Origin of the sequence: Microterricola viridarii, from assembly GCF_900104895.1 — a bacterium.
GTDB classification, from domain to species: domain Bacteria; phylum Actinomycetota; class Actinomycetes; order Actinomycetales; family Microbacteriaceae; genus Microterricola; species Microterricola viridarii.
The window spans coordinates 278,225-303,460 of record NZ_LT629742.1 but is presented as its reverse complement, the minus strand read 5'-3'; the positions used below and the strand labels follow the sequence as shown (position 1 = coordinate 303,460).

Annotated in this window: 21 protein-coding genes; 12 read left to right on the top strand and 9 right to left on the bottom strand. The window is 67.5% G+C overall.

All coding sequences use genetic code 11. The features are described 5' to 3' along the window. Positions 1-12 precede the first annotated feature (12 nt). A complete protein-coding gene (locus BLT62_RS01355) occupies positions 13-1,440 on the bottom strand; it encodes a CCA tRNA nucleotidyltransferase (RefSeq protein WP_083365241.1) in 1,428 nt (475 codons plus the stop codon). Between the two features lie 68 nt (positions 1,441-1,508). Here BLT62_RS01355 and BLT62_RS01350 point away from each other — a divergent pair, with 68 nt between their 5' ends. The 7 genes from BLT62_RS01350 to BLT62_RS01320 all read left to right on the top strand — a co-directional run bounded on the left by BLT62_RS01350 (position 1,509) and on the right by BLT62_RS01320 (position 10,197). Further along, positions 1,509-3,923, top strand: a complete 2,415-nt coding sequence (locus BLT62_RS01350) for a DUF6049 family protein (protein WP_083362446.1) — start codon at positions 1,509-1,511, stop codon at positions 3,921-3,923. Beyond that, positions 3,916-5,538, top strand: coding sequence for a murein biosynthesis integral membrane protein MurJ (gene murJ / locus BLT62_RS01345; protein WP_231919298.1), 1,623 nt, complete (start codon positions 3,916-3,918; stop codon positions 5,536-5,538). The genes BLT62_RS01350 and murJ overlap by 8 nt, the downstream gene beginning before the upstream one ends. 101 nt (positions 5,539-5,639) lie before the next feature. Continuing rightward, complete coding sequence (locus BLT62_RS01340) at positions 5,640-6,155, top strand: hypothetical protein (protein WP_083362444.1); 516 nt, start codon at positions 5,640-5,642, stop codon at positions 6,153-6,155. A gap of 166 nt (positions 6,156-6,321) precedes the next feature. After that, on the top strand, positions 6,322-7,293 hold the full coding sequence (trxB, locus tag BLT62_RS01335; protein ID WP_083362443.1) for a thioredoxin-disulfide reductase: 972 nt from the start codon (positions 6,322-6,324) through the stop codon (positions 7,291-7,293). Between the two features lie 78 nt (positions 7,294-7,371). Then, positions 7,372-7,695 (top strand): thioredoxin, encoded by a 324-nt coding sequence (gene trxA, locus BLT62_RS01330; protein WP_047408337.1) that lies wholly within the window; start codon positions 7,372-7,374, stop codon positions 7,693-7,695. Positions 7,696-7,811: 116 nt separating this feature from the next. Next, positions 7,812-9,125 carry an aminotransferase-like domain-containing protein gene (locus BLT62_RS01325; RefSeq protein WP_083362441.1) on the top strand — a complete coding sequence of 438 codons (1,314 nt, stop codon included), beginning with the start codon at positions 7,812-7,814 and terminating at the stop codon, positions 9,123-9,125. Between the two features lie 73 nt (positions 9,126-9,198). Then, positions 9,199-10,197: a D-alanine--D-alanine ligase family protein gene (locus BLT62_RS01320; protein ID WP_083362440.1), complete on the top strand. Its 999-nt coding sequence runs from the start codon at positions 9,199-9,201 to the stop codon at positions 10,195-10,197. Positions 10,198-13,452: 3,255 nt separating this feature from the next. Here BLT62_RS01320 and BLT62_RS01315 read toward each other — a convergent pair. The 8 genes from BLT62_RS01315 to rpmH form a co-directional block, all read right to left on the bottom strand. After that, positions 13,453-14,409: a ParB/RepB/Spo0J family partition protein gene (locus tag BLT62_RS01315; RefSeq protein ID WP_083362439.1), complete on the bottom strand. Its 957-nt coding sequence runs from the start codon at positions 14,407-14,409 to the stop codon at positions 13,453-13,455. A gap of 2 nt (positions 14,410-14,411) precedes the next feature. After that, a complete protein-coding gene (locus BLT62_RS01310; protein ID WP_083365240.1) occupies positions 14,412-15,353 on the bottom strand; it encodes a ParA family protein in 942 nt (313 codons plus the stop codon). Between the two features lie 561 nt (positions 15,354-15,914). Then, positions 15,915-16,544: a 16S rRNA (guanine(527)-N(7))-methyltransferase RsmG gene (gene rsmG / locus BLT62_RS01305; RefSeq protein ID WP_083362438.1), complete on the bottom strand. Its 630-nt coding sequence runs from the start codon at positions 16,542-16,544 to the stop codon at positions 15,915-15,917. 14 nt (positions 16,545-16,558) lie between these two features. After that, positions 16,559-17,137 (bottom strand): Jag family protein, encoded by a 579-nt coding sequence (locus BLT62_RS01300; protein WP_083362437.1) that lies wholly within the window; start codon positions 17,135-17,137, stop codon positions 16,559-16,561. Between the two features lie 7 nt (positions 17,138-17,144). Then, positions 17,145-18,128 (bottom strand): membrane protein insertase YidC, encoded by a 984-nt coding sequence (yidC, locus tag BLT62_RS01295; protein ID WP_083362436.1) that lies wholly within the window; start codon positions 18,126-18,128, stop codon positions 17,145-17,147. A gap of 8 nt (positions 18,129-18,136) precedes the next feature. Further along, positions 18,137-18,445, bottom strand: a complete 309-nt coding sequence (gene yidD / locus BLT62_RS01290) for a membrane protein insertion efficiency factor YidD (RefSeq protein WP_083362435.1) — start codon at positions 18,443-18,445, stop codon at positions 18,137-18,139. Beyond that, positions 18,442-18,825, bottom strand: coding sequence for a ribonuclease P protein component (gene rnpA / locus BLT62_RS01285; protein WP_083362434.1), 384 nt, complete (start codon positions 18,823-18,825; stop codon positions 18,442-18,444). Before rnpA ends, yidD begins: the two co-directional genes overlap by 4 nt. Positions 18,826-18,849: 24 nt before the next feature. After that, complete coding sequence (gene rpmH, locus BLT62_RS01280; protein ID WP_047408363.1) at positions 18,850-18,987, bottom strand: 50S ribosomal protein L34; 138 nt, start codon at positions 18,985-18,987, stop codon at positions 18,850-18,852. Positions 18,988-19,413: 426 nt separating this feature from the next. On the opposite strand from rpmH, the gene dnaA reads away from it, so the two are divergent. From dnaA to BLT62_RS01255, 5 genes are all read left to right on the top strand, one after another. Continuing rightward, positions 19,414-20,898: a chromosomal replication initiator protein DnaA gene (gene dnaA / locus BLT62_RS01275; protein WP_083362433.1), complete on the top strand. Its 1,485-nt coding sequence runs from the start codon at positions 19,414-19,416 to the stop codon at positions 20,896-20,898. Positions 20,899-21,335: 437 nt separating this feature from the next. After that, complete coding sequence (dnaN, locus tag BLT62_RS01270) at positions 21,336-22,484, top strand: DNA polymerase III subunit beta (RefSeq protein ID WP_083362432.1); 1,149 nt, start codon at positions 21,336-21,338, stop codon at positions 22,482-22,484. Positions 22,485-22,498: 14 nt separating this feature from the next. Beyond that, complete coding sequence (gene gnd, locus BLT62_RS01265; RefSeq protein ID WP_083362431.1) at positions 22,499-23,389, top strand: phosphogluconate dehydrogenase (NAD(+)-dependent, decarboxylating); 891 nt, start codon at positions 22,499-22,501, stop codon at positions 23,387-23,389. A gap of 60 nt (positions 23,390-23,449) precedes the next feature. After that, positions 23,450-24,634 (top strand): DNA replication/repair protein RecF, encoded by a 1,185-nt coding sequence (gene recF / locus BLT62_RS01260; protein ID WP_083362430.1) that lies wholly within the window; start codon positions 23,450-23,452, stop codon positions 24,632-24,634. Next, on the top strand, positions 24,627-25,148 hold the full coding sequence (locus BLT62_RS01255; protein ID WP_083362429.1) for a DUF721 domain-containing protein: 522 nt from the start codon (positions 24,627-24,629) through the stop codon (positions 25,146-25,148). Before recF ends, BLT62_RS01255 begins: the two co-directional genes overlap by 8 nt. Positions 25,149-25,236 lie beyond the last annotated feature (88 nt).

Genomic DNA, 25,236 nt, shown 5'->3' with positions numbered 1-25,236 from the left:
AATCGGTGCAGCTCAGGCGCGGGCGGCCCACCAGGCGAGCAGCCGCTCGGTGGCGGCCTCCTCGCCGATCTTGCCCTCGTCCAGCCGCAGCTCGAGCAGGAACTTGTACGCCTCGCCGACCTCGCGGCCGGGGCGGATGCCGAGCAGGCGCATGATCTGCTCGCCGTCGAGCTCCGGCCTGACGGCGTTCAGCTCCTCCTCCTCGGCCAGCTGGGCGATGCGCTCCTCGATGTCGTCGTAGGCGAATCCCAGGCGGTCGGCCTTGCGCCGGTTGCGCGTCGTCACGTCGGCGCGGGTGAGGATGTGCAGGCGCTCCAGCTGGTCGCCGGCGTCGCGGGCGTAGCGGCGCACCGCCGAGTCGCTCCAGGCGCCCTCGGTGTAGCCGAAGAAGCGGAGGTGCAGTTCGATCAGCTTGCCGACGGCGGCGATCGTGTCGTTGTCGTAGCGGAGCTCGCGCAGCCGCTTCTTGGCGAGCTTCGCCCCGACGAGGTCGTGGTGGTGGAAGCTGACCACGCCGCCGGCCTCGAGCCGTCGGGTGGCCGGCTTGCCGATGTCGTGCAGCAGGGCGGCCAGGCGCAGCACGAGGTCGGGGCTCTCCAGATTGCCGCGGGACTTCTCGTAGCCGATGGCCTGCTCCAGCACCGTGAGGCTGTGCTGGTAGACGTCCTTGTGGTGATGGTGCTCGTCGATTTCCAGGCGCAGCGCGGGAAGCTCTGGCAGCACGATGGCGGCGATGCCGGAATCGACGAGCAGCTCGAGGCCGGCGCGCGGGGCATCCGTCTTCAACAGCTTGGAGAGCTCGTCGTTGACGCGCTCGATCGAGATGCGGCGGATGCTCTCTGCCCCGGCCTTCATCGCCGTGAACGCCGCGTCGTCGAGGTCGAAGCCGAGCTGGGAGGCGAAGCGGGCGGCGCGCATCATGCGCAGCGGGTCGTCGCCGAAGGACTGCTCCGGGGCCGCCGGCGTGCGCAGCCGGCCGTCGAGCATGTCCTCGATGCCGCCGGACGGGTCGACCAGCGTCATCTGCGGCAGCCGGAGCGCGATCGAGTTGACCGTGAAGTCGCGGCGCAGCAGGTCGTCGTCGAGGGAGTCTCCGAAGACGACCTCCGGCTTGCGGGTGCCGTCGACGTAGCTGTCGGCGCGGTAGGTGGTGATCTCGACCGTCTCACCGGCGATCTTGGCTGCGATGGTGCCGAACTGGCGGCCGATGTCCCACTGCGCCTCGCTGATCGGCGTCACGATCGCCAGGATCTCGTCGGGGGAGGCGTTGGTGGTGAAGTCGAGGTCGTTGGTGCCCCGGTCCAGGAAGGCGTCGCGCACCGGCCCGCCGACCAGGGCGAGCTCGTGGCCCGCCTTCTCGAAGGCCGAGGCCAGGCGTGAAACTGCGGTCGTCGCCGCAAGATCGCCCAGCCGGGCAAGGGCCGCCGCGACACTCTGCATGAACACCATATTAAAGGGTGCGCGGCCCGGTGCAGCGGCCACACAGGGCGCCAGCATAGAATCTGGGGATGGTGGCCGAGTCTTTGCACACGCGTCGGCCTGCATTCTTCGAGGGTTTCCGCGCCCGCATGCATGGCGGCGCACCCCGTCGACGATCACCGAAACGCCCGCTTGCCCTCCTCGCCGCCGCTCTCCTCGCGCCGGCGTTGCTCGGTCAAGCCGCCGTCTCGGCCGCGTCCGCCGCACCGGTGCAGCCCGGCACGGTCACGCAGGCCGTTCCGCAGTCCGACGTCGTCGACATCGTCGTCGCCCCGGCGCATGGCGCCGTGCTGCGGCCGGGGGAGGACCTGCAGCTCTCCGTCACGGTGAGCAACGGCACCAGGGAGGCGCTCAGCACGACCCGGATCGCCATCGGCCTGAGCGACGACACCCTGAGCGAGCCCGCCGAGCTCGCGTCCTGGCTCCAGCCCGGTGCCGAGGAGGCAGCCGATTCCGATTCGCTGAACTCGGGCGTTCCGGATGACGGCCACCTCGTCGCCCTGGTTGACGGCCCGTCCGTTGCCGGTGGCGCGAGTGCCTCGATCCTGGTCACGGTGCCCGCCGCCTCGCTGGAGCTCGAGGGCACGGACTGGGGCGCCCAGGGAATCGTCGGCAGCCTCCTGGCCGATGACGTGGTGATCGCGGCTTCGCGCAGCACCACCGTGTTGCTTGCCGGAGACGTGCCGCGCAGCCCGCTGAGCGTCGCCACGCCGATCACCGCCCCGGTGGACTCCCTCGGGCTGATCCCGAGCGACCTCCTCGCCGCGTACACGGCACCGGGCGGCTTGCTCACCCGCAGCCTGGATGTCGCCGTGGACCACACCGCGGCGATCGCGCTCGACCCCAAGATCCTTGTGTCGATCCGAGTGCTGGGGTCCAGTGCGCCGCGCAGCGCGGTGGACTGGCTGACCCGCCTCGACGCCGCCCCCAACGAGGTGTTCGCACTGCCCTACGCCGACGCCGATCTGGCCGCCCAGGCCCAGCTCGCCGTCGAGCCGTTCCTGGCGCCGCTCTCCTTCGACTACGCGATCGACGCGAACAACTTCTCCACCGAGACGCCTGGTCCCACCGAGACTCCTGGCCCCACCGAGTCCCCCAGCGACCAGGCCACCCCGGGCGGGACCGAGGGTGGGGCCGAGGGCGTCGTGCCCGCCGACCCCGACACGAGCACCCAGCCCAGCACGCTGCCGCCCATCGACGCCGTTCCGGGCACCGGGGTTCCCACCATGGAGCAATTGCTGGCCTGGCCGTACGCGATGGACGGGATCGCCTGGCCCGCGCCGGGAGCCGCGAACGCGGCCATGCTTCCTGCCTTCACGGCCAACGGCTTCGACACTCTGATCGTGGGCGGCTCCAACATCTCGAACACCGACGTCCTCTCCGAAGACTCGGTGCAGCCGCCGGCATCCACCCGCGCCGGGGACACCACGCTGCTGGTGGCGGACACCGCGTTGAACACCGCACTGCAGGAGGCACTGACCGCCGACCGCGAGATCGACTGGCAGGCAGCCATGGCTCGCGCCGCCGCGGCCGTCGCCGTCGCCGCGGGGGAGGCCTCGCCCCGCCCCCTGCTGGCCGCACTTCCCCGCGACTGGCCCAGCAACCCCGGCTACGTCAACGCGACCCTGCTCGCACTGGAGCAGATGCCCATCGCCGCGATTACCCCGTTGAGCACGCTTCGCGCCACGCCCGCCGGCGAGGTCGCACTCAGCGAGGGCGCGTCGTCGCCCGAGCGGCTCGAGACGATCTCCAGCCTGCTCGAACGTGAAACCGCCTTGACTGGTTTCAGCACCGCCGTCGCGGACCCGGCCACCATCACCGGGCCGGAGCGCGCGACGCTGATGTCCCTCCTCGGCGTCGGCTGGATCGCCGACGACAGCGCCTGGCGCGACGCCGTCAGCGAGGATCGACTCCGCACCAGCCAGATCCTCGAATCCGTCAGCGTCGTGCAGAGCCCGTCCGTTCTCGTGGTCGGCGGCAGCGCCCAGTTCCCCGTGACGGTGCAGAACGCCTTCACCGAGCCCGTCACGCTTCGGGTCAACCTGCTTCCCTCCAACGGCCGCCTCGTCGTCGACGAGTCCGCCGAGGTCACGATCAACGCCGGCTCGAGCAGCACCGTGCTGGTGCCCGTGAGCGCGCACGTCGGCAACGGACCGGTCAACGTGACGGTCACCCTCACCACGGCGGCCGGCGTGCAGCTCGGCACCAGCGTGACCATCCCGGTCAACGTGCAGGCCGACTGGGAGGGCCTCGGCGCAGCCTTGCTCGGCGGCGCGATCTTGCTATTCTTCGGCTTCGGCGTGTTCCGCAACATCCGCCGTCGGCGGCGCGAGCGGGCCGAGGGCGAGCGGTCCGCCGCTGAACAGGGGAGTGACGACACCGTGAAACCTGAACAAGAGGTTACGGCGACGGATGCCGGCGAGGGCGAGCAGCCGCGTGGCTAGCGGAATTGGCCGGGCCAGCGCTCTGCTGGCGTCCGGCACCATCGTTTCGCGCATCCTCGGCTTCGTGAAGCTGTGGGTCCTCGCCCAGGTCATCGGCCTCTTCGGGCAGAGCACCAACGCGTTCGCGCTGGCCAACCAGCTGCCGAACACCATCTACGTGATCATCGCCGGCGGCGTCCTGAGCGCGGTACTCGTGCCGCAGATCGTCCGCTCCGCACTGCACGCCGACGGCGGCTCGGGCTACATCAACAAGCTCCTCACCCTCGCACTCGTCATCCTGGGCGTCTCGACCGTGGCGGCGACTTTGCTCGCGCCGCTCATCGTGCCCATCTGGGGGCCGAAGCTGGACCCGGACACGATGGCCCTCGCCATCGCCTTCGCCTACTGGTGCCTGCCGCAGATCTTCTTCTACGGCCTGTACACGGTTCTCGGCGAAGTGCTGAACGCCCGCAAGGTCTTCGGCCCGTTCACCTGGGCGCCGGTGGTCAACAACGTCGTCGCCATCGCCGGCCTCCTGTTCTTCGCCGCCCAGTTCGGGGCGGACCCGAGCGGCGGCATGCGGGTTGCCTCGGACTTCACGCCCGCGATGATCGCCGTGCTCGCCGGCACGGCCACGCTCGGCGTCGCCATGCAGGCGCTCATCCTCTTCGTCTCCTGGCGCCGAATCGGGCTGCGCTACCGCCCCGACTTCCGCTGGCGCGGCGTGGGCCTCGGCGCGGCCGGACGGATGGCCAGCTGGACATTCGGCATGCTGCTCCTGACCACGATCGCCGGCATCGTCGAATCGCAGGTCGTGACCCAGGCGGCCGGCAGCGATGACGCCCCCTCCATTCAGGTGCTCAACACCGCCTGGCTGATCTTCATGCTGCCGCACTCGGTGATCACCGTGTCGATCGCCACGGCCTACTTCACCCGGATGAGCGAGCATGCCGCGATCGACGACCTCGACAAGGTGCGGGATGACGCGTCATCCGCCATGCGCGGAACAACCCTGCTCATCGTGCTCGCCACGGCCGTGCTCATCATCTGTGCCTACCCCTTCGCCGCCGTCTTCGTGGACTCGCCGGTGCAGATCCAGGGCACCGGCAATGTGATCATCGCGTACGCGCTCGGGCTCGTCGCGTTCTGCATCCTGTTCGTCCTCCAGCGCACCTTCTACGCGCTCGGAGACACCCGCACACCCTTCTTCTTCACGCTGTTCCAGGTGTCCCTCGTGATCGCTGGCGTACTGTCCATCGCCGGTGTGCCGCTGGAGTGGCTCGCCCCGGCTGTCGCACTCATCGTCACAGTTGCCGGAATCGCGCAGACCGTCCTCGCGGCCGTGCTGCTCCGGCACAAGCTCGGGCGCATCGACGGCCTCCGGGTACTGGCGAGCCAGCTGCGCTACGCGGTCGCCGTCATCCCGGCAGCCGCGCTGGGATACGCCGTGCTGATGCTGCTGGGCGGCGTCGACGAGGGTGGCTTCGCGGTTGCGGACAAGTGGAGCGCCATGATCTCGATGGCCATCATCGGCACCGTCATGGCACTCACCTACGTCGGCGTGCTCGCCCTGCTGCGCACCCCCGAACTGAAGGTCGTGCTCGACCCGTTCGTGGCCCGCATCCGTCGCCGCTAGCCCCGCGCGCCCTATGCTGTGGCCAAGCCAATGAGGGCGGCGCAGGGGGCGCACGGCTGGGACGGGGGATACGCATGAGGGTTTCTGGACGGTACAGAGCAGTGGGCTCACCCGCCGCGATCAGGCGGCTCGGGGCCGCGTTGCTCGCGACCAGTCTGGCCGCGGTCGCATTGAGCGGCTGCACGGCGGCCTCTGCGCCACCGCCCGGCCCCGCGGAGAGCCAGGCAAGCACAGCGAAGCCGGAGGCCGCACCCGAGGGCAGCCCCATCGACGCGGCGATCGCAGCGAGCTGCGCCGCCGTCGCGACCACCGGCACACTGCTGCACAACGCTCGAACCGACCTCGAACTCGGCAGCATCACGAGCGAGCAGCACAACGCGCTCCTCGACTCGGTCGTCGTCACGTATCGGTCCCTGCAGGTCGTTCCGGCCAGCCAGCGCGGGCTCCGATCGGAGATCAACGCGGTCGCGAGCTACCTCGACGCGGCGACGCCGACCGACTCGCTCGCCCCGTTCGATCCGAACTCGGCGGAGTTCCGCGCGCTCCTCGAGCCGATCCGGCTGGCCTGCGAGGAGAACGGCTCGGAGATCTACGTCTTCGCCACGACCGGCGGGTGAGAGGGCGCCTCCGCTGCGCCGCCCGAGGCGCTAACCTGTCTGACCGGTTACTGCGTGCCCAGCTGCCTCGGAATACTCCTCACCTAGACTGTGTTTCACACTGAGCAGGCCCCACAGGGCCTCAACACTCAGGCACCACAACCGCCACACCATTCAGGGAGTATTCGTGCGTCAGGTCATCATCATCGGCTCCGGCCCCTCGGGCTACACCGCTGCCATCTACGCCGCCCGCGCCAACCTCCAGCCGCTGCTGATCGCCAGCTCCGTCGAGGCCGGCGGCGAGCTGATGAACACGACGGATGTCGAGAACTTCCCCGGCTTCCCCGAGGGCATCCAGGGCCCGGAGCTCATGACGCAGATGCAGCAGCAGGCCGAGCGCTTCGGCACCGAGGTCGTCTACGACGACGTCACCAGCCTCGACCTCAGCGGCGACATCAAGACCGTCACGCTCGGCTCCGGTGAGACCCACGAGGCCCTCTCCGTGATCTTCGCGACGGGCTCCGCCTACCGCAAGCTGGGCGTCGAGGGCGAGGAGAAGCTCTCCGGCCACGGCGTCTCTTGGTGCGCGACCTGCGACGGCTTCTTCTTCCGCGAGAAGACGATCGCCGTTGTCGGCGGTGGCGACTCCGCCATGGAGGAGGCCACCTTCCTCACCCGCTTCGCTTCCAAGGTCTACGTCATCCACCGCAAGGACAGCCTGCGCGCCTCCAAGATCATGCAGGAGCGCGCGTTCAACGACCCGAAGATCGAGTTCATCTGGAACTCCGAGGTCACCGCGATCAACGGCGAGAGCGCCCTGGCCGGCGTGAGCCTGCGCGACACCGTCACCGGTGAGGCCTCTGAGCTCGCCCTCGACGGCCTGTTCATCGCGATCGGCAACGACCCGCGCACCCACCTCATCCACGGCCAGCTGGACCTGACCTCCGAGGGCACCATCGCCGTCGCCGGCCGCTCCTCCAAGACGTCCCAGACCGGTGTCTTCGCCGCGGGCGACGTCATCGACCCGAGCTACCGCCAGGCCATCACGGCCGCCGGTTCCGGCTGCGTCGCCGCGCTGGACGCCGAGCACTACCTGGCCTCGCTGCCGGCCGACCTGGCCGCCGCAGCCGCCGGTGAGCCCGCCACGGCGTCCGTCTAAGGGCCGGCTGGCTCGCGGATGCCGGCAGCGCCGGCATCCGCACCCCACCACAGACCGCTTTCACCGAAGGAGAACGCAATGACCGCACGTGCAGTGACCGAAGCCACCTTTGAAGCTGAGGTTCTCAACAACGAGAAGACCGTTCTGGTCGACTTCTGGGCCGAATGGTGTGGCCCCTGCCGTGCCGTCAGCCCCATCCTCGACCAGATCGCCACCGAGCACTCCGAGAAGCTGGACATCGTCAAGGTGAACGTCGACGAGAACCCGCAGCTGGCGATGAAGTACCAGATCACCAGCATCCCGGCGATGAAGGTGTACCAGGGCGGAGAGGTCGTCAAGACCGTCATCGGCGCCAAGCCGAAGCCCGCCCTCGAAGCCGACCTGGCCGCCTACCTCGCGTAGCCGACCGGTCCTCCACTGAACCCTCGGCCTTCTGGCCGGGGGTTTCGTGCATTAACGGGCCGAAATTCGCGATACCCCAATTCGATAGCATTGAAGCGCACGAGAATGGATGACGAGTGACTGAAAATAACCAGCCCGGCAACAACCTCGACCCGTGGTACTCGCACTATGCCGAGCGAGCCGCGGGCCTCCGAGCCTCCGAGGTGCGCGCGCTGTTCGCGGTGGCCTCCCGACCGGAGGTGGTCAGCCTCGCCGGCGGTATGCCATTCGTGTCGGCCCTGCCGCAGGATCTGGTGATCAACGCCATGGACCAGGTCATGGTCAAGCAGGGCCCCACGGCTCTGCAATACGGCTCTGGTCAGGGTGTTCCTGCGCTCCGCGAGCAGATTCTCGAGGTCATGGCACTGGAGGGAATCCAGGCCAACGCCGACGACGTCGTCGTCACGACCGGCTCCCAGCACGCCCTTGAGCTGGTCAGCAAGCTCTTCCTCGACCCGGGTGATGTCGTCATCTCCGAGGGCCCGAGCTACGTCACGGCCATGGTGATCTTCCGCTCCTACCAGGCAGACGTCGACCACGTGCCGATGGACGAGCACGGCATGATCCCCGAGGCGCTGCGCGAGCACATCACCCGCCTGAAGGCCGCCGGGCGCACCATCAAGCTGCTCTACACGATCCCGAGCTTCCACAACCCGGCCGGCGTCACGCTGAGCTGGGAGCGCCGGCTCGAGATCCTGGCGATCGCCAAGGAGCACGACATCCTCGTCCTCGAGGACAACCCCTACGGGCTGCTCTACTTCGACAAGCCGGCACCGGATGCCATGCGCTCGGTCGAGGAGGACGGCGTCATCTACCTGGGCACCTTTTCCAAGACCCTCGCCCCCGGGTTCCGCACCGGCTGGGCGCTCGCCCCGCACGCGATCCGCGAGAAGCTCGTGCTGGCCAACGAGGCTGCCGTGCTCTCGCCGAGTTCCTTCAGCCAGCTGGTCATCTCCGAGTACCTGGCGACCGCCGATTGGAAGGAACAGATCAACACCTTCCGCGGCGTCTACCGGGAGCGCAAAGAGGCGATGCTCTCAGCACTGGGGGAGCACCTGCCCCAGCTCGAGTGGACGAACCCGAACGGCGGCTTCTACGTCTGGGTCACCCTGCCCGAACCGCTCGACTCGAAGGCGATGCTCCCGCGCGCCGTCAAGGAGCTCGTCGCGTACACCCCCGGCACCGCGTTCTACGGTGACGGCAACGGGCGCCAGAACATTCGGCTGTCTTTCTGCTATCCGACGCCGGACCAGATTCGCCTCGGCATCCGCCGGCTCGCAACCGTCATCGACGGGGAGCTCGACCTGCTCGAGACCTTCGCCGGCACCGGCAAGCTCGGGGCAGCTCTCGGAACGACGCAATTCACCTCGCCGCCGCCCAATGTTTCGTAGTGTCCAGTCACTCTGAACCAACACCCATCAGAGAACGCGTTCTGCACAACTGAAATCTAAGAAAGTCCTGATAATGACTGAAAACATTGCAGCAGAGAACACGCCTGCAGCCACGGATGCCGCCACAACGGTGGCCCCGCTGGACATCGTCGTCCTCGCCGGTGGAATTTCGCACGAGCGCGATGTTTCGCTGCGCTCGGGTCGCCGCGTGGCCGACGCGCTCACCGGTGCCGGGCACCGCGTGACCGTGCTCGACCCCGACGCCGGCCTGCTCGACGCCCTCGCGGCGCACAAGCCGGACGTCGTCTGGCCGGCACTGCACGGAGCCAGCGGAGAGGACGGCGCGCTGCTCAGCCTGCTCGAGGCAGCCGGCCTGTCCTTCGTCGGGTCCCGCGGCGACGACGCGGCACTGGCCTGGTCCAAGCCCACCGCGAAGACTCTCGTCGCCCGCGCGGGCATCGCGACCCCGGCCTCCATCACGCTGGCCAAGGAGACGTTCCGCGACCTCGGCGCCGCCAACGTGCTGAGCCGCGTCATCGAGCGCCTCGGCACCGACCTCGTCGTGAAGCCGTCCGCCGGGGGATCGGCGCAGGGCGTCTCGATCGTCTCGGAGGCTGCCGAGCTTCCCCGCGCCGTCGTCGAGGCGTACACCTACTCGGATGTCGCCCTCATCGAGCAGCGCGTCAGTGGCGTCGAGTTGGCTGTCGGCGTCATCGACACCGGCGACGGGCCGGAGGCCCTTCCCGCCGTCGAGATCCAGGCCAGCAGCGGCGTCTACAGCTTCGACGCTCGCTACAACGCGGGGGAGACCACCTTCTTCGCCCCCGCGCGGATCTCGGAGGAGGCCGCCGAGTTGGTCGCCGAGACCGCCGTCGCCGTGCACGAGCTGCTCGGCCTGCGCCACGTCTCCCGCATCGACTTCATCCTCGACGCGGACGGAACTCTCTGGTTCCTGGAGGCAAACGTCCTCCCCGGCCTCACAGAGACGTCGTTGCTGCCCCAGGCGATCGAGGCCTCGGGCCAGGAGCTTGGAGCCGTCTACGGGGCTCTGGCGGCCGCTGCGCGGCACTAGCGCCGCAGTCGACACAGGACACACACGAAAGGGCGCCCGATGGGCGCCCTTTCGCTGTCTCCGCCCAAATGTTTCACGTGAAACGCTCGAGCCGCCCCACCCGCTGCATGCCCCTGGCGAACCCCACGCTGCGCTGAGCTTGTCGGTCCCGCCGGCTCGAGGGAGCCGCGCCAAGGCGAAGGCGCGATGCGGCTCCCGAGCCGCGCGAGCCTGCGTGATGCGGCGGCGGCTCCCCGCCCATGACGGCTTCGGCAGCGAGCCTGCCGCGACCCAGGGGAGTGGCTATTGCTCCCGTTGATTGCGGCTGTCGAGATCACCACATTGTCTGGTTCGAGCAGGCAGACATTTCACTCCCCGCAGGCTTCGTCTGCGGCGCCAGCGCACCGCCACGCAGGGGAGAGCAGACCGATCTAGCCGAAGTCTGCCCGCGTCTGCCCACGTCACTCTGCGTCGGCTCGAGGGAGCCGCGCCGCGACGAAGGAGCAGCGCAGCTCCCGAAGCCCGGCATCCAGCGTGATCGAGTTGCTCGCTCGCGATGTGGGTCGGGCTCGGCCAACGCTCGGCCAGCGCTCGCCCAACTCGCTCGAAACTATCGGGCATCCGGAGGACAGCCCAACGCTGTAGGCGGGGCGCCAGCATCGAGATGAGTTGTCACTTGCGAGGCGCACCAGTCGCGGTCGACCCACATGGTGTGTGGCCCGAGAGAAGCGCTCGGGCGACCCAATTGGGCGACGGAGGTGGCTTCGGTCGCACGCTCCCTCGAGCCACCGAGAGGGAGCGCCAGTAGACAGGTGCGCCGTCTCGTGGTGCGTGGAGAGCTGCGCCCGAGGCGCCCGCTGGAGGCGCCGATTGTGTGACGCGTGGATGCGCGAGGGGTGGCCACAGGAGGTCTCGAAGTGGGGGAGGTGGCTTCCGTCGCACGCTCCCTCGAGCCACCGGGAGGGAGTGACTCCGGACACCGTGCGCGATCTCCTGGGACCACGGAGAGCTGCGCTCGACTCAACCAATTGGAGTGCTGGCAGAGTGAAGCGTGGCGGCGGGAGAGATTGCGGCAAGAGCTTTGTGTTGGCGCAGGCGTGTGGCTTTGGTCGCATGCTCCCTCGAGCCACCGGGAGGGAGCAACTCCGGACACAGTGAGCGGTCGCCAGTAGAGAGGGGAAGGCTGTATCCGTGGCAGCAGGCGGACTGCCGGCTGCGCGCAACCTGGAGGCGCGAGGTGGCCAGGGGAGCGTCGTTCTGGCGCGGGTGGTGGCTTCGGTCGCACGCTCCCTCGAGCCACCGGGAGGGAGCGACTCCGGACGCAGTGAGCGGTGTCCGGGGAGCGCGGAGAGCTGCGCTGAAAGCAGCCAGTGGGAGTGCCGACTGCGCGCGCTAGAGATGGCGGCAGGGGCGTCGCTCTGCCGCGGAGGCGACTCCGGCCGCGGGCGTCCTCGAACTGCGGGGAGACGGATCTGACGGACACCGCGGACCTTCTTTTGGGCAGTGGGAAGGCCTGTGTTGGAGTGCCGCTGTGGGGTAGTGGCTTCGGTCGCAAGCTCCCTCGAGCCACCGGGACGGAGCACCGGCTGCGCGAAGCTTGGAGGTGCGGAGGGGGGAGGGGAGCGTCGCCATGGCGCGGAGGTGGCTTCGGTCGCAAGCTCCCTCGAGCCACCGGGACGGAGCGCCGGCCGCGCGAAGCGTGGAGGTGCGGAGGGGGGAGGGGAGCGTCGCCATGGCGCGGAGGTGGCTTCGGTCGCAAGCTCCTTCGAGCCACCGGGAAGAGCACTGGCCAAAGCGGTGAGAGCACCCGTCGAGCAGCATGAGGGCAGCTCTCAACGGCGGGTTGGAGGTCGGCCGCGACGGGTGACGCGGCCCCGCGAAGAGCGCCAGCTGCCTTCGAGCTGCGCGCAGGCCGCGACCGGCAGCAGTGGCCCGGAGAGCGTCGCGCTGTGGGAAGGTGGCTTCGGTCGCAAGCTCCCTCAAGCCACCGGGAGGGGAGTGGCGCCAGACGCAGCGAGCAGGTCTCCAGCAGAGCGGCGAAGGCGGTGTGCGATGCAGCATACGAAGCACTCGCTCCACGCAGCGTGGAGGCGCAAGGGATGGCCACAGGAGCGTCGCGCTGTGGGGAGGTGGCTTCGGTCGTGTGTTCCCTCTAGCCCACCGGGAGGGAGCGACTCCGGGCACAGTGAGCGGTGTCCGGGCCGGGCGGAGAGATGCGCTGGAGGCGGCCAGATGGAGCGCTGACAGAGTGAAGCTCGGCGGGGGCAGGAGCGTCGTCTTGGCGTAGACCTGTGGCTTCGGTCGCAAGCTCCCTCGAGCCACCGGGAGGGAGTCACTCCGGACTCAGTGAGCAGTCTCCAGCAGAGCGGGGAGGGCTGTGCCCGAGGCAGCAGACGAAGGCGCCGACGGCGCGTGCCGTGGAGGCGCGACGGTGGCCGGGGGAGCGTCGTTCTGCGGGGGAGGCGGCTCCGGTCGCACGCTCCCTCGAGCCACCGGGACGGAGCGGCGCCAGACACCGTGCGCGGTCTCCAGACGAGCGGGGAGGGCTGTGCCCGAGGCAGCAGACGAAGGCGCCGACGGCGCGTGCCGTGGAGGCGCGACGGTGGCCGGGGGAGCGTCGTTCTGCGGGGGAGGCGGCTTCGGTTGCACGCTCCCTTGAGTCAACGGGAGGGGGCGGCGCCAGACACCGTGCGCAGCGTCCAGTGCGCGCGGAGAGATGCGCTCGAGGCGCTAGTTGGAATGCCGACTGCACGCAGCGTGGCGGCGGGAGGCGGGCCAGGCGAGAGTTGCTCCATGGAGGAGAGGTGGCTTCGGTCGCAAGCTCCCTCGAGCCACCGGGAGGGGAGCGGCGCCAGACACCGGGCGCGGTCTCCAGGGAGCGCACAGAGCTACGCTCGAGACTCCCTCCAGTACGGAGTGCCAGCCGAGTGAACCGTGGCGGCCCGAGTGTCGTTCTGCGCGCGTGCGGGGGCGGGGTGGCTTCGGTCGCAAGCTCCCTCGAACCACCGGGACAGAGCGGAGCCAGACACCGGGAGGGGGGCGCCTGCGAGGGCGCGAGCGCGGACGCCGGAGACGGGCAGCGGGCACGCAGGCGAGCTGCTCGCGGGGCGCGGCGGCAGCGGTCCCTCCTGACGCCGAGCCGACCGCAGGGACGGGGTGCCGAGCACCCGAGGCCAGCGATGTTTCACGTGAAACATCGCGCGGGTGCGCGACGCGTGCAAACGCGAGTGCCCCATGTTTCACGTGAAACATGGGGCACTCGAGAAGGCACTGGCGTTACTTGGTGAAGCCCGGCTCGCCGATCTCGCCGAGGATGCGGTTGAGGTCGCCAACCGTCGCGAAGTCGATCGTGATCTGACCCTTGCGGGCACCCAGGTGCATCTTCACTCGGGTGTTCAGACGGTCACCCAGGCGCTCGGCGATCTCATCGAGGTGGGCCTGCTTCTTTCCGGCGTTGGGCTTGACCGCCGGGGCGGGCTTCGGTGCCTTGCTGGCGACAGCCTCGGCGCTCCGCACTGAAAGGTCTTCGTTGACGATCTTGTCTGCGAGGCGCTGCATGGCCTCGGGCTCGCCCATCGAGAGGATGGCTCGCGCGTGACCGGCAGAGAGCACGCCGGCAGCCACGCGCATCTGCACGGGGGAGGGGAGCTTCAGGAGGCGGAGCGTGTTGCTGATCTGCGGACGCGAACGGCCGATGCGGTTTCCGAGCTCCTCCTGGGTGATCCCGAAGTCGCTGAGCAGCTGCTGGTAGGCCGAGGCCTCCTCGAGCGGGTTGAGCTCCGAGCGGTGCAGGTTCTCGAGCAGGGCGTCGCGCAGCATGTCGTTGTCGGCTGTGTCACGGATGACGGCCGGGATCGTGTCCAGGCCGACCTCACGCGTCGCGCGCAGACGGCGCTCGCCCATGACGAGTTCATACTTGCCGGGCAGCGTCGCGTGCGGGCGGACGACGATTGGCTGCAGTACGCCAATCTCGCGGACGCTGTGCACGAGCTCAGCGAGGTCCTGCTCGTTGAAGACCGTGCGGGGCTGCACGGCGTTGGGCACGATGTCGGCGGGGTTCAGATGCGCCAGACGCGCACCCGGAACGACGACCAGCTCCTCGCGGCTCACCTCGACCGTCCTCGCCGCGCCGACGGTGTCGGGGAAGAAGACGTCGACGGGACGCTCTCTCACCTCGTCAACCATGGGGATGAGTGCGCCGATACCGCGGCCGAGGCCGGTTCGCTTTGCCATACTTACTTCCCTCCAGTGCGTGCTGAAACCTGAGGTGCTCCACGACGCGCCATCTCGGCGGCCGCTTCTTGGTACGACAGCGATCCCGACGAGTTCGTGTCGTAGCTCACCACGCTCTGGCCGTAGCTGGGCGCCTCGGAGACGCGCACGGAGCGGGGGATGATCGTGCTCAAAACCTGCTGGGGGAAGTGGTCCCGAACGTCCTGTGCCACCTGGTTGGCCAGGTTGGTCCGGGCGTCGTACATCGTGAGCAGAATGGTCGAGACCCTCAGCACGGGGTTGAGGTGCTTCTCGATCATCTCGATGTTCTTCAGCAGCTGGCTGAGCCCCTCGAGCGCGTAGTACTCGCACTGGATGGGGATGAGCACCTCGCTGGCCGCGACGAAGGCGTTGATCGTCAGGAGGCCGAGGGAAGGAGGGCAGTCAATGAACACGTAGTGGTACGGCTCGTCCATCTCACCGAGGTGCACGTCGAGTGCTCGCCGCAGGCGCTGCTCACGGGCAACAAGGGAAACCAGCTCGATTTCCGCTCCAGCCAGGTGAATATTTGCAGGAACGCAGTACAGCTCGCCCTCTTCGGGGCTCTTCTGAACCACCGATTCGAGCGGGAGGTCCTCGATGATGACGTTGTAGATGCTCGGAACGTCTGCGCGGTGCTCCACGCCCAACGCGGTCGAGGCGTTGCCCTGCGGGTCGAGGTCGATGACGAGCACCTTGGCGCCGAGGCGCGCGAGAGCGGCGGCGAGGTTCACGGCGGTGGTCGTCTTTCCGACGCCGCCCTTCTGGTTCGAGATCGTCAGGACGCGCGTCTTCTCGGGGAGCGGCAGCACGAGCTCGGCGATTGCCTGCCGGCGGCGGGTGAGGCTCGCGACCTCCTCGGCGAGCGGTGCCTTGGCGCTGGGGGAGGGGGCGCCCACCGTGGCGGACGCCGCATCCTCGGCCATGGCCGCGTGCGTGGCGGCATCCCAATCGATGGCGGCGCTGACGGCGGGCACCGAGACGCGGGCCGAGGCGCGGGCGGGGGAGGTGGCCTCGGGCGCGGCGGGCGCGGACTCGGGGCCGTGAGCGTCCGCAGGAACGGGATTCTCGATGGATTGTTTCACGTGAAACGGTGCTTCTTCCTGGTCGTCGCCCGAGTCAGCGTCAGTGAAACCGAGGTCGTCGGTCTCGTCAACGCTCGGCGTCGTTGTGGGTGGGTCATTTTCAGTGCTGTGGGAGGGATCCTCCGGTGCACTTGAGTTCAGCTGCGCATCGACAATCGCGTCGAATGCGGCGAGGGAAACGCTGGGGGAGTGGGATTCCTGCTCCGCAGGGGTGCCGACCGCTGGATCCGAGACGGAATCCTCACGTCCCTTCTTGTGGAACCATCCACGGCTCGCGGCACTCGCCATCTGTAATCCATTCCCTGCGGTCGGCGTCTTCAGAATTTGCCGATGCGAGCCCGCCCAGTACTGAGCGAGCAGCACAGCATACGCCGACCACGAGATGAAAAGCCGAGACGGCGACTAACCCACTGTAGCCCGAATGACGCGAGTTTCTTCGCTCAGGATGCCCTCGCCAAGTACAAGAACCTCCACGGAGCTGAGCTTGTACTTGCGAATGGCCTTCTCGGCCGCGCCGATCTCGGCCGGGGCGCCTGCGCCCTTCATGAGCACGAGCTCGCCGCCCTGCTTGAGCAGGGGAGCGGTCAACGGCAACAGCGTGCGCAGGGCGCTCACCGCACGGGCCGTCACCTGGTCGAAGGAGCCCTCACGCTTAGTCTCCTCGGCGCGCGAGCGCAGAACCTCGACGTTCTGCAGGCCGAGCTCCTGCACCTGGGAGTTCAGCCAGGCGACGCGTCGCTCCATCGGCTCGATCAACACGAAGTTGACGTCGGGACGGGCGATGGCGAGCACCAGTCCGGGCAGGCCAGCACCGCTGCCCACATCGCCGACGAGCCCGGGGCGGAGCAGCGGGGCGACGATCGCGCAGTTCAACACGTGCCTGGTCCACAGCCGGGGGAGTTCCAGCGGCCCGATCAGGCCGAGCTCCTCGCCGTGTGTCGCCAGGTTGGTGGTGAACGCGCGGCCCAGTTCCAGCTGCTCCCCGAACACCGTTGCGGCGGCCGAGGGTTCTTCTTCGAGCGTGTCGATCATCGTTTCACGTGAAACTAGGCGCGGCGGCTGATCACGGTGTGGCGGTCGCGGCCCTCACCGTCGGATTCCGAGGTGTAGCCGCGCTCGCCCACGATGTCGTGCACGAGCTTGCGCTCGTAGGACGACATGGCGGGAAGTGCCGCGGACGAGGCGCCGGCCTCGATGCGCTCGATGGCGCGGGTGACGAGGGCGGTGAGCTCTTCCTCACGGGCCTCACGCGAGCCCCCGATGTCGAGGATCAGGCGGGAGAACACGCCGGTCTTGCTCTGCACGGCCAGGCGGGTCAGCTCCTGCAGGGCGTTCACGGTGTCGGGGCGGGAGAGCACCGAGATGTTCGCGCCCTCGCCGGCGTTCACCGAGAGGTAGGCGCGGCCGTTGCGGGCATCGATGTCGATGTCGCCATCGAGATCGCAGATGTCGAGGAACTCCTCGATGTAGTCCGCGGCGATGTCGCCCTCCTGCTCGAGCTGGGCCTGGGAGGGCGCAGCCGAGCGCTCCGGAGCGGCCGACTCGAAGCCGGCGTCGAATGCTGCGGTGGCCGGTGCCTCGACGACCGCGTCATCAGCGGTCGGGATGTTCTGAACGTCGGTCATCTTCGTCCTACTTCTGTTCGCCGGGCTTGATTTGCTTCTTGGCCCGGTTCTTGCTGATCGGCTGCTGCCGCTGGGTCTTCTTGGCCGCTTCTTCGTCTACGACGATAACGGTTCCGTCGGTGGCGATGAGCTTTCCCTTGCGGGCGAGACGCTCCTCGCGGGCCTTGGCGGCCTCGCTGCCGGGGGTGGGCATGTTCCGGATGACGATGAACTGCTGGACCATCGTCCAGACGTTCGAGGTGAGCCAGTAGAACATGACGCCGAGCGGGAACGCGACACCGGAGAAGGCGAACACCAGGGGGAGCAGGTAGAGCATGATGCGCTGCTGCTTGAACATCGGGCTCGCCTTGGTCTCCGGCGACATGTTCTTGGAGACGATCTGGAGTTGCGTGATGAACTGCGAGGCGGTCATCAGGATGACCATGATGGCTGCGATGACCATGACGGCCGCGTCGAACGGCTGGCCGGCGATCATGAGGGTCCACTGCGAGGCGAACGAGCTGTGCAGCGGGGCGACGCCGAAGAGCGAGGCGTCACCGAACTGCTTCGCGAGCGTCTCGTTGAGAGGGCCGACGCCGGACTTGCCGTGCTGTGCGTCGTTGAGCACGGAGAACAGGGCGAAGAAGATCGGCATCTGCAGCAGCAGCGGCAGGCACGAGCTCAGCGGGTTGGTGCCCGTCTTCTTGTAGAGCTCCATCGTCTCGCGAGACATCGCCTCGCGAGAGAACTGGTCCTTCTTGCCCTTGTACTTCTCCTGGATCTTCTTCAGCTGCGGGGCAACCTCCAGCATGCGGCGCTGGTTCTTGATCTGCTTGACGAAGATCGGGATCAGGGCGGCGCGCACGACGAGCACGAGGCCCACGATGGAGAGCACCCAGGTGAGACCGGCTGCCGGGTCCATTCCGGCGACGCCCAACACCCAGTGCCAGCCGACCAGAAGGAGCTCAACGGCCCACTTCAGAGGCCAGAGAATGATCGAGATCAAGTCCATTGTTGGGGTTAGCCCTTTCCTTGGCCTGCAACGACAAAGCCGAATGCATTCACGCGATAACGCTGAACGCGCTTGAGGGGAACATCATCGATCCCGCCCTCTGCCCAGGGGTGGCAACGCACCAGGCGTCTGACCGCAAGGGCCCCGCCCACGATGACGCCGCGATCCTGCACCGCCGTGAGCGCGTAGTGCGAACACGAGGGGTAATAGCGACAGACATCCCCGTACAGCGGAGAAATCACCGCGCGATAGCCGCGCAGCAACAAAAATGCGATGTTGCGCGGGACGAGAAGGATCGTGGCCAGAAATCTGTTCACGATACGTTTTCTCGGCGCCGCGCGGCGCCAGGGTTCGCCGAACGCGCCAGCGAGGTGGCAAGTTCGCTTCTCATGGTCTCCCAGGAAGCGTCGGAACTCCCAGGCAGGGCGCGAATGACGACGTCGATGCCTGGGTGAACCTGGTCAAGCAGCTCAAAGCTCGCCGCCTTCAGTCGGCGCCGCACGCGGTTACGCTGCACGGCCCCGCCGACTGTCTTGGCGACGATAAAGCCAAAACGAGCGCCCCGGGCGCCAGAAGTCTGCACTTCGGAGCCGGAACGCACGTACGTCACAAGATGAGGTGTGACGTATCTCCGCCCCCTCCGAACGACGCCTTTATAGTCGTCGGCCGTTGTGATGCGGTTCGCCTTGGCAAGCACTGGGCTTGAATGAAGCCTGGGTGCTTAAGCGGAAAGCTCGACGCGACCCTTGCGGCGACGAGCGCCCAGGATGGCGCGGCCGGCGCGGGTACGCATGCGCAGGCGGAAACCGTGCACCTTGGCGCGACGACGGTTGTTCGGCTGGAACGTTCTCTTGCTCATTGTGTGTACTCCACGTGTTGGATCTCCACGAGCCTTGGAGTGGCCGGGAAAGAAATTTGGGCAGCCAGAAGGCTGGGGTCAACCTATTAAAACTACGGCCTGCGCAGGCTGTGGTCAAACCGGAAGCCCGTCCGACGCCGGATTCTCTACGGTATTCCCAGCTTGCGGGAGCGCCTGGGAGCGCCGCTCGGTGGACGATTTGGAGCAAGTCGTCCAAGAGATTAGCGTAAAGCACCGAGTTATCCCCAACAAGATGCGCGTAATTCCGGTAGTTTTGTCGGGGTTACACACAGGGGTGGATAACTCTGTGAGTACTTTTCACTTTCTCGGATGCGCCGCCTGCGGCATCCCGCAGTGCACCACTGCACTGCGACACCGAGAGGGGCATCTAGCGCCGAAGAGTCACCGAGCAAGTGTGGAGAAACAATGGCCGACGTCGAACAGCCGATCGAGAACACCTGGGCCGCGGTACTCGCGGGTCTCTCCGCCGACAGCACAATCACGCCCATGCTCTACGGATTCCTCAATCTGGTCGAGCCCAAGGGCATCGCCGCGGGCACCTTCTATCTGGAGGTGCCCAACGACTTCACCGCGAGCATGCTGAACCAGCGCATGCGCACCTCGTTGCTCGCCGCGATGAGCGCCATCGGCACGCCGGCGATCGCCAACTTCTACGTGGTCGTCAACCCCGAGCTCGAGAGCGAGGTGGCTACCCAGCAGGCTTTCGAGACGCAGGAGGCAGGAACCCTCGCCGCGGCCGCGATGCCGGCCCACCTGGCCGCACCTCCGCTGGTGCAGCCGCAGGCGAATGTCGTCGAGACGCCGGCGGCGCCGCAGTCCGTGTTCGAACACAGCTCGCCGGAGCAGTCCAATGACACCCGGCTGAACCCGAAGTACAGCTTCGACAACTTCGTCATCGGGCAGTCCAACCGTTTCGCCCACGCCGCGGCCGTCGCCGTCGCCGAGGCTCCCGCGAAGGCGTACAACCCGCTCTTCATCTATGGGGACTCCGGGCTGGGCAAGACCCACCTCCTGCACGCCATCGGCCACTACGCGATGAGCCTGTACCCGGGTGTGCGCGTGCGCTACGTCAGCTCCGAGGAGTTCACGAACGACTTCATCAACTCGATCGCCAACAACCGCGGCGCCGTCTTCCAGTCCCGCTACCGCAACATCGACATCCTGCTGATCGACGACATCCAGTTCCTGCAGGGGAAGGCCGAGACCCAGGAGGCCTTCTTCCACACCTTCAACACACTGCACGACCACAACAAGCAGGTGGTCATCACCAGCGACCTGCCGCCCAAGGCGCTCACCGGCTTCGAGGACCGCATGCGCAGCCGCTTCGAGTGGGGCCTCATCACCGACGTCCAGGTGCCCGACCTGGAGACGCGCATCGCCATTCTGCGCAAGAAGGCGCAGTCCGAGCGGATGCAGGCGCCCGACGACATCCTCGAGTTCATCGCGACCAAGGTCTCCTCGAACATCCGTGAGCTGGAGGGAACGCTGATCCGCGTGACCGCGTTCGCCAGCCTCAACCGCACGCCCGTCGACATGAACCTGGTGCAGACGGTGCTCAAGGACCTGATCACGCTCGACGAGGACAACGTCATCGCGCCGGCCGACATCATCACGAACACGGCCGACTACTTCAAGCTCACCGTCGACGACCTCTACGGCTCGAGCCGCTCACAGGCCGTCGCCACGGCCCGGCAGATCGCCATGTACCTCTGCCGTGAGCTGACGAACCTCTCCCTGCCCAAGATCGGCCAGCTCTTCGGCAACCGCGACCACACCACGGTGATGTACGCGAACAAGAAGATCAGCGAGCTCATGAAGGAGCGTCGCTCGATCTACAACCAGGTCACCGAGCTCACCAACCGAATCAAGCAGAACCACCGCTACAAGTAGGGTCTTGCGCTCGCCACGCCCGGGCCGCCAGAATATTCCACTACTCACATGTTGGGGATAACTTGTGGATAGTTAATGAGCAACTCCCGAGAAGCTGTTGAAGAATGCCGTGTTCTTGTGGGTTTGGGCCTCGTGGCACTCGGCGCAGAGCATCCACAAGGTCGTTAACGCTCACACAAGTTCAACAGGCGGGACCCGCCTAGTTCGCTGTGTATACATCGAATTAACATAGTTATCCACAGTTTCCACAGCCGTTAAGACCGTTAAAGAATTCTTAAAGAGATCTCTGATGCGACAACCTTGTGGACGGACAGGCCGCCCAGGTGTCCAAACGAATGACAAGAAACCCACGCCGTAATGGCAGGGGTTAGCATGGAGCCCAGTCCGACAGCCCCGCTGTCAGACGTAGACGACCAGCAGCGAACAGGAGCGCCTTCGTGAAGTTTCAGGCCAACCGGGATGTGTTCAGCGAGGCGGTTTCCTTCGCCGTCAAACTCCTCCCGCAGCGCACAACGCTGCCCATCCTGAGCGGCGTGCTCATTCAGGCCACCGAGACCGGGCTGATCCTGTCCTCGTTCGACTACGAGGTGTCGGCCCAGACCGAGATTGCGGCCGACGTCGAGGAGACGGGGACCGTCCTGGTCTCCGGCCGCCTCCTGGCCGAGATCGCCAGCCGACTCCCGAACGCTCCCGTGCGCTTCAGCACGGAGGAAAGCCGCATTGTCGTCAGCAGCGGCTCCGCCAGCTTCACCCTGCTCTCCATGCCGGTCGAGGAATACCCGAGCATCCCGCAGATCAGCTCCGAGTCGGGGCTCGTCCCCGCCGAGGAATTCGCCGCAGCTGTGGCCCAGGTCGCCGTCGCCGCCTCCCGCGACGATGTCACCCCCGTCATCACGGGCGTCCAGCTTGAGGTGAGCGAGAACAGCCTCGGCCTCGTCGCCACCGACCGCTACCGCGTCGCGGTGCGCGAGATCAACTGGGACGGCGGCAGCAACACCAGCTCCGAGCCCATCACCGCGCTGGTTCCGGCCCGCACCCTGCAGGAGGTCGGCAAGACGTTCGGCAACGCCGGCAACATCTCCGTCGCCATCACGAACACGGATGACCGCGAACTGATCGCGTTCACCGCGAACAAGAAGACGGTCACCAGCCTGCTCATCAAGGGCAACTTCCCGCCGGTCCGCCGCCTGTTCCCCGACACGATCGAGAACTACGCGGTGATGAACACCGCCGAGCTCATCGAGGCGACCCGCCGCGTCGCACTCGTCCTGGAGCGCGAAGCCGCGCTGCGCTACAGCTTCTCGCCCGACGGGCTCACGCTGGAGGCGATTGGCTCCGAGCAGGCTCAGGCCTCCGAGACCATCGACGCCGTGCTTACCGGAGACGAGATCGTTGTGTCGCTGAAGCCCCAGTTCCTTCTCGACGGACTGGGCGCCGTGCACTCCGAGTTCGTGCGCATCTCGTTCACCCGCACCGAGAACCCGAACAAGCCGGGTCCGGTGCTGATCACCAGCCAGAGCTCGAAGGAGCAGCCGGGCGCCGACAGCTACAAGTACCTGCTGCAGCCGAACCTGCTCCTCCGCTGACAAAGGAGTTCCCCATGCACATCGGTCTCGTCGGCCTCGGCAAAATGGGCGACAACATGCGTGCCCGCTTGCGCGCCAACGGCATCGAGGTCACCGGGTTCGACCGCAACCCGGCGGTCACGGATGTCGCGAGCATGGCCGATCTGGTCGCCGCGCTGCCGGCGCCGCGCACCGTCTGGGTCATGGTTCCGGCCGGATCCATCACCGACGCGGTGATCGAGGAGCTGGACGGCTTGTTGGAGGCCGGCGACCTGGTGATCGATGGCGGGAACTCGCGCTTCACCGAGGACTTCAAGCACGCAGAACTGCTCGGAGCGCACGGCATCGACTACATCGACGCCGGCGTCTCCGGCGGGGTGTGGGGCCGGGAGAACGGCTACGGCCTGATGGTCGGTGGCAGCGCTGCGCAGGTGGAGCGGGTCATGCCCGTCTTCGATGCGCTGCGCCCGGAGGGCCCGCGCGAGGAGGGCTTCGTGCACGTGGGCGAGGTCGGCGCCGGGCATTACGCCAAGATGGTGCACAACGGCATCGAATATGCGCTGATGCAGGCATACGCCGAGGGCTATGAACTGCTCGACGCGCGCACCGACCTGATCAAGGACGTTCCCGGAACGTTCAAGGCGTGGCAGCGCGGAACCGTCGTGCGGTCCTGGCTGCTCGAGCTGCTCGTGCGGGCCCTCGACGAGGACGCCGACCTCAGCGACATCGAGGGATACGTCGACGATTCCGGCGAGGGCCGGTGGACCGTCGAGGAGGCCATCGCCAACGCCGTACCCGTCCCCACGATCAGCGCTTCCATCTTCGCCCGCTTCGTCTCCCGCCAGGAGGACTCGCCCGCGATGAAGGCCGTCGCGGCGCTCCGGAACCAGTTCGGCGGCCACGAGGTGAAGAAAGCCGACGGTTAGCGGGCCAGCGAAGCGGAGTGCAGAGCACTCTGTCAGAGGGCCCCGGCTAGGGTTGAGGCCGTGTTCGTTTCCCATCTGAGCCTCGCCGACTTCCGCAATTACGCGGTCGCCGAGGTCGAACTGCGCCCGGGGCCGAATCTGATCGTCGGCCGCAACGGCCAGGGCAAGACGAATCTCGTCGAGGCGTTGGGCTACCTCAGCACCCTCGGCTCGCACCGGGTGTCCAGCGACCAGGCCATGATCCGCGCCGGCCAAGATGCCGCGATCATCCGGGCCCGGCTCGAACACGCACAGCGCTCGATCCTGGCCGAGGTCCAGCTGAACCGGGCCAGCGCCAATCGCGCGCAGATCAACCGCTCGGCGATCAAGCCGCGGGAGCTGCCGCGCTATTTCTCCAGTGTCCTCTTCGCACCGGAGGACCTCTCGCTCGTGCGCGGTGACCCGTCCGGGCGCCGGCGCTTCCTCGACCAGCTCCTGGTGCTGCGCTCCCCGCGCCTGGCCGGGGTGCTGGCCGACTACGACCGCGTGCTGAAACAACGCAACACCCTGCTGAAATCGGCCAGGGCCCGCGGCGTGCGCGGCGACGCGCTCTCCACCCTCGACATCTGGGACGAGCGCCTCGTCGCGCTCGGCTCCGAGATCATCGACGAGCGGATGCAGCTGACCCGCGCTCTGCGGGATCCGCTGAGCCGCGCCTACCACTCCGTCGCCGGCGACGACCACGGGCCAGAACTCCGCCCGCTGCTCAGTATTTACGGCGGTGCGGCCGCCGACGCCGAGGACGAGGGCTTCGGAGGGCCGGGTTCGACGGGCTCAGTCAGCGGCGACGGGTGGACCGACGGCGAGAGCACCGCAGAAAAATTTCGCGACTCGCTTCGCGAGGTGCGCGGCAAGGAGCTCGACCGTGCGATCACGCTGATCGGGCCGCATCGCGACGACCTCGTGTTCATGCTGAACGCGCTCCCGACCAAGGGTTACGCCAGCCACGGCGAGTCGTGGTCGTTCGCGCTCGCCCTCAAGCTGGCCGCCGCAGAGATCCTGCGCCACGAGTCGGCATCCGGCGACCCCGTGCTGATCCTGGACGATGTCTTCGCCGAGCTGGACCAACAGCGCCGCAGCCGGTTGGCCGAGGCGGTGACCGGCTACGAGCAGGTGCTCATCACGGCAGCGGTGCTCGAGGACATTCCCCCCGCGCTGACCGCCCACACCATCCACATCCGCGCCGGGGAGGTCGTCGATGGTTGACCAGCCGATCGGGACGAACGAGCGGAACGAGGCAGGCGAGACCGAGGCCAGCCGCGTCTATCTGCACCTCAAGGACGTGTTCGGCGGGATGCCGCGCGGGCCGCGCCTCAAACGCAAGAAGCGCCACGACCCGACCGAGAGTCAGGCCTTCGGCGTCGGCCGCGACCCGAAGGGGCTCGGCGCGTCCCTCGAGATGCTGACGAACCAGCTCGGCTGGCGCGCACCGCTCACCCAGGCCGAACTGCTGAATTCGTGGGCGGCGATCGCCGGCGCGGAGACCGCGAAACACTCGACGCCGCTCGGCATCGACGAGGGTGTACTCACCGTTCAGTGCGAATCGACGGCCTGGGCAACACAATTGCGGTTGATGCGGGTCGAGATCATGACGCGCATCATCACCGAGTTCAAGGAAGCGGGCGTCGTTTCGATCCGCTTTCAGGGGCCGAACGCCCCGTCGTGGAAAAAGGGCCCCAGATCGATTCCAGGGCGCGGTCCGCGCGATACCTACGGCTAAGCAAACAAATTAGGTCACCTGCGCAAATTGAGGCCGTCAGATCGCGAAATCTCCCCGGCTTGAGCGCCCTCTTTGATAGCATTGAGAG

Bases quoted from the DNA above. Each gene is read 5' to 3' on its own strand.
- rpmH (WP_047408363.1), bottom strand. From the start codon at position 18,987: ATGAGCAAGAGAACGTTCCAGCCGAACAACCGTCGTCGCGCCAAGGTG.
- dnaA (WP_083362433.1), top strand. From the start codon at position 19,414: ATGGCCGACGTCGAACAGCCGATCGAGAACACCTGGGCCGCGGTACTC.
- BLT62_RS01350 (WP_083362446.1), top strand. From the start codon at position 1,509: ATGGTGGCCGAGTCTTTGCACACGCGTCGGCCTGCATTCTTCGAGGGT.
- BLT62_RS01320 (WP_083362440.1), top strand. From the start codon at position 9,199: ATGACTGAAAACATTGCAGCAGAGAACACGCCTGCAGCCACGGATGCC.
- BLT62_RS01315 (WP_083362439.1), bottom strand. From the start codon at position 14,409: ATGGCAAAGCGAACCGGCCTCGGCCGCGGTATCGGCGCACTCATCCCC.
- trxA (WP_047408337.1), top strand. From the start codon at position 7,372: ATGACCGCACGTGCAGTGACCGAAGCCACCTTTGAAGCTGAGGTTCTC.
- BLT62_RS01255 (WP_083362429.1), top strand. From the start codon at position 24,627: ATGGTTGACCAGCCGATCGGGACGAACGAGCGGAACGAGGCAGGCGAG.
- BLT62_RS01310 (WP_083365240.1), bottom strand. From the start codon at position 15,353: ATGGCCGAGGATGCGGCGTCCGCCACGGTGGGCGCCCCCTCCCCCAGC.
- BLT62_RS01300 (WP_083362437.1), bottom strand. From the start codon at position 17,137: ATGACCGACGTTCAGAACATCCCGACCGCTGATGACGCGGTCGTCGAG.
- gnd (WP_083362431.1), top strand. From the start codon at position 22,499: ATGCACATCGGTCTCGTCGGCCTCGGCAAAATGGGCGACAACATGCGT.
- rsmG (WP_083362438.1), bottom strand. From the start codon at position 16,544: ATGATCGACACGCTCGAAGAAGAACCCTCGGCCGCCGCAACGGTGTTC.
- yidC (WP_083362436.1), bottom strand. From the start codon at position 18,128: ATGGACTTGATCTCGATCATTCTCTGGCCTCTGAAGTGGGCCGTTGAG.
- BLT62_RS01355 (WP_083365241.1), bottom strand. From the start codon at position 1,440: ATGCAGAGTGTCGCGGCGGCCCTTGCCCGGCTGGGCGATCTTGCGGCG.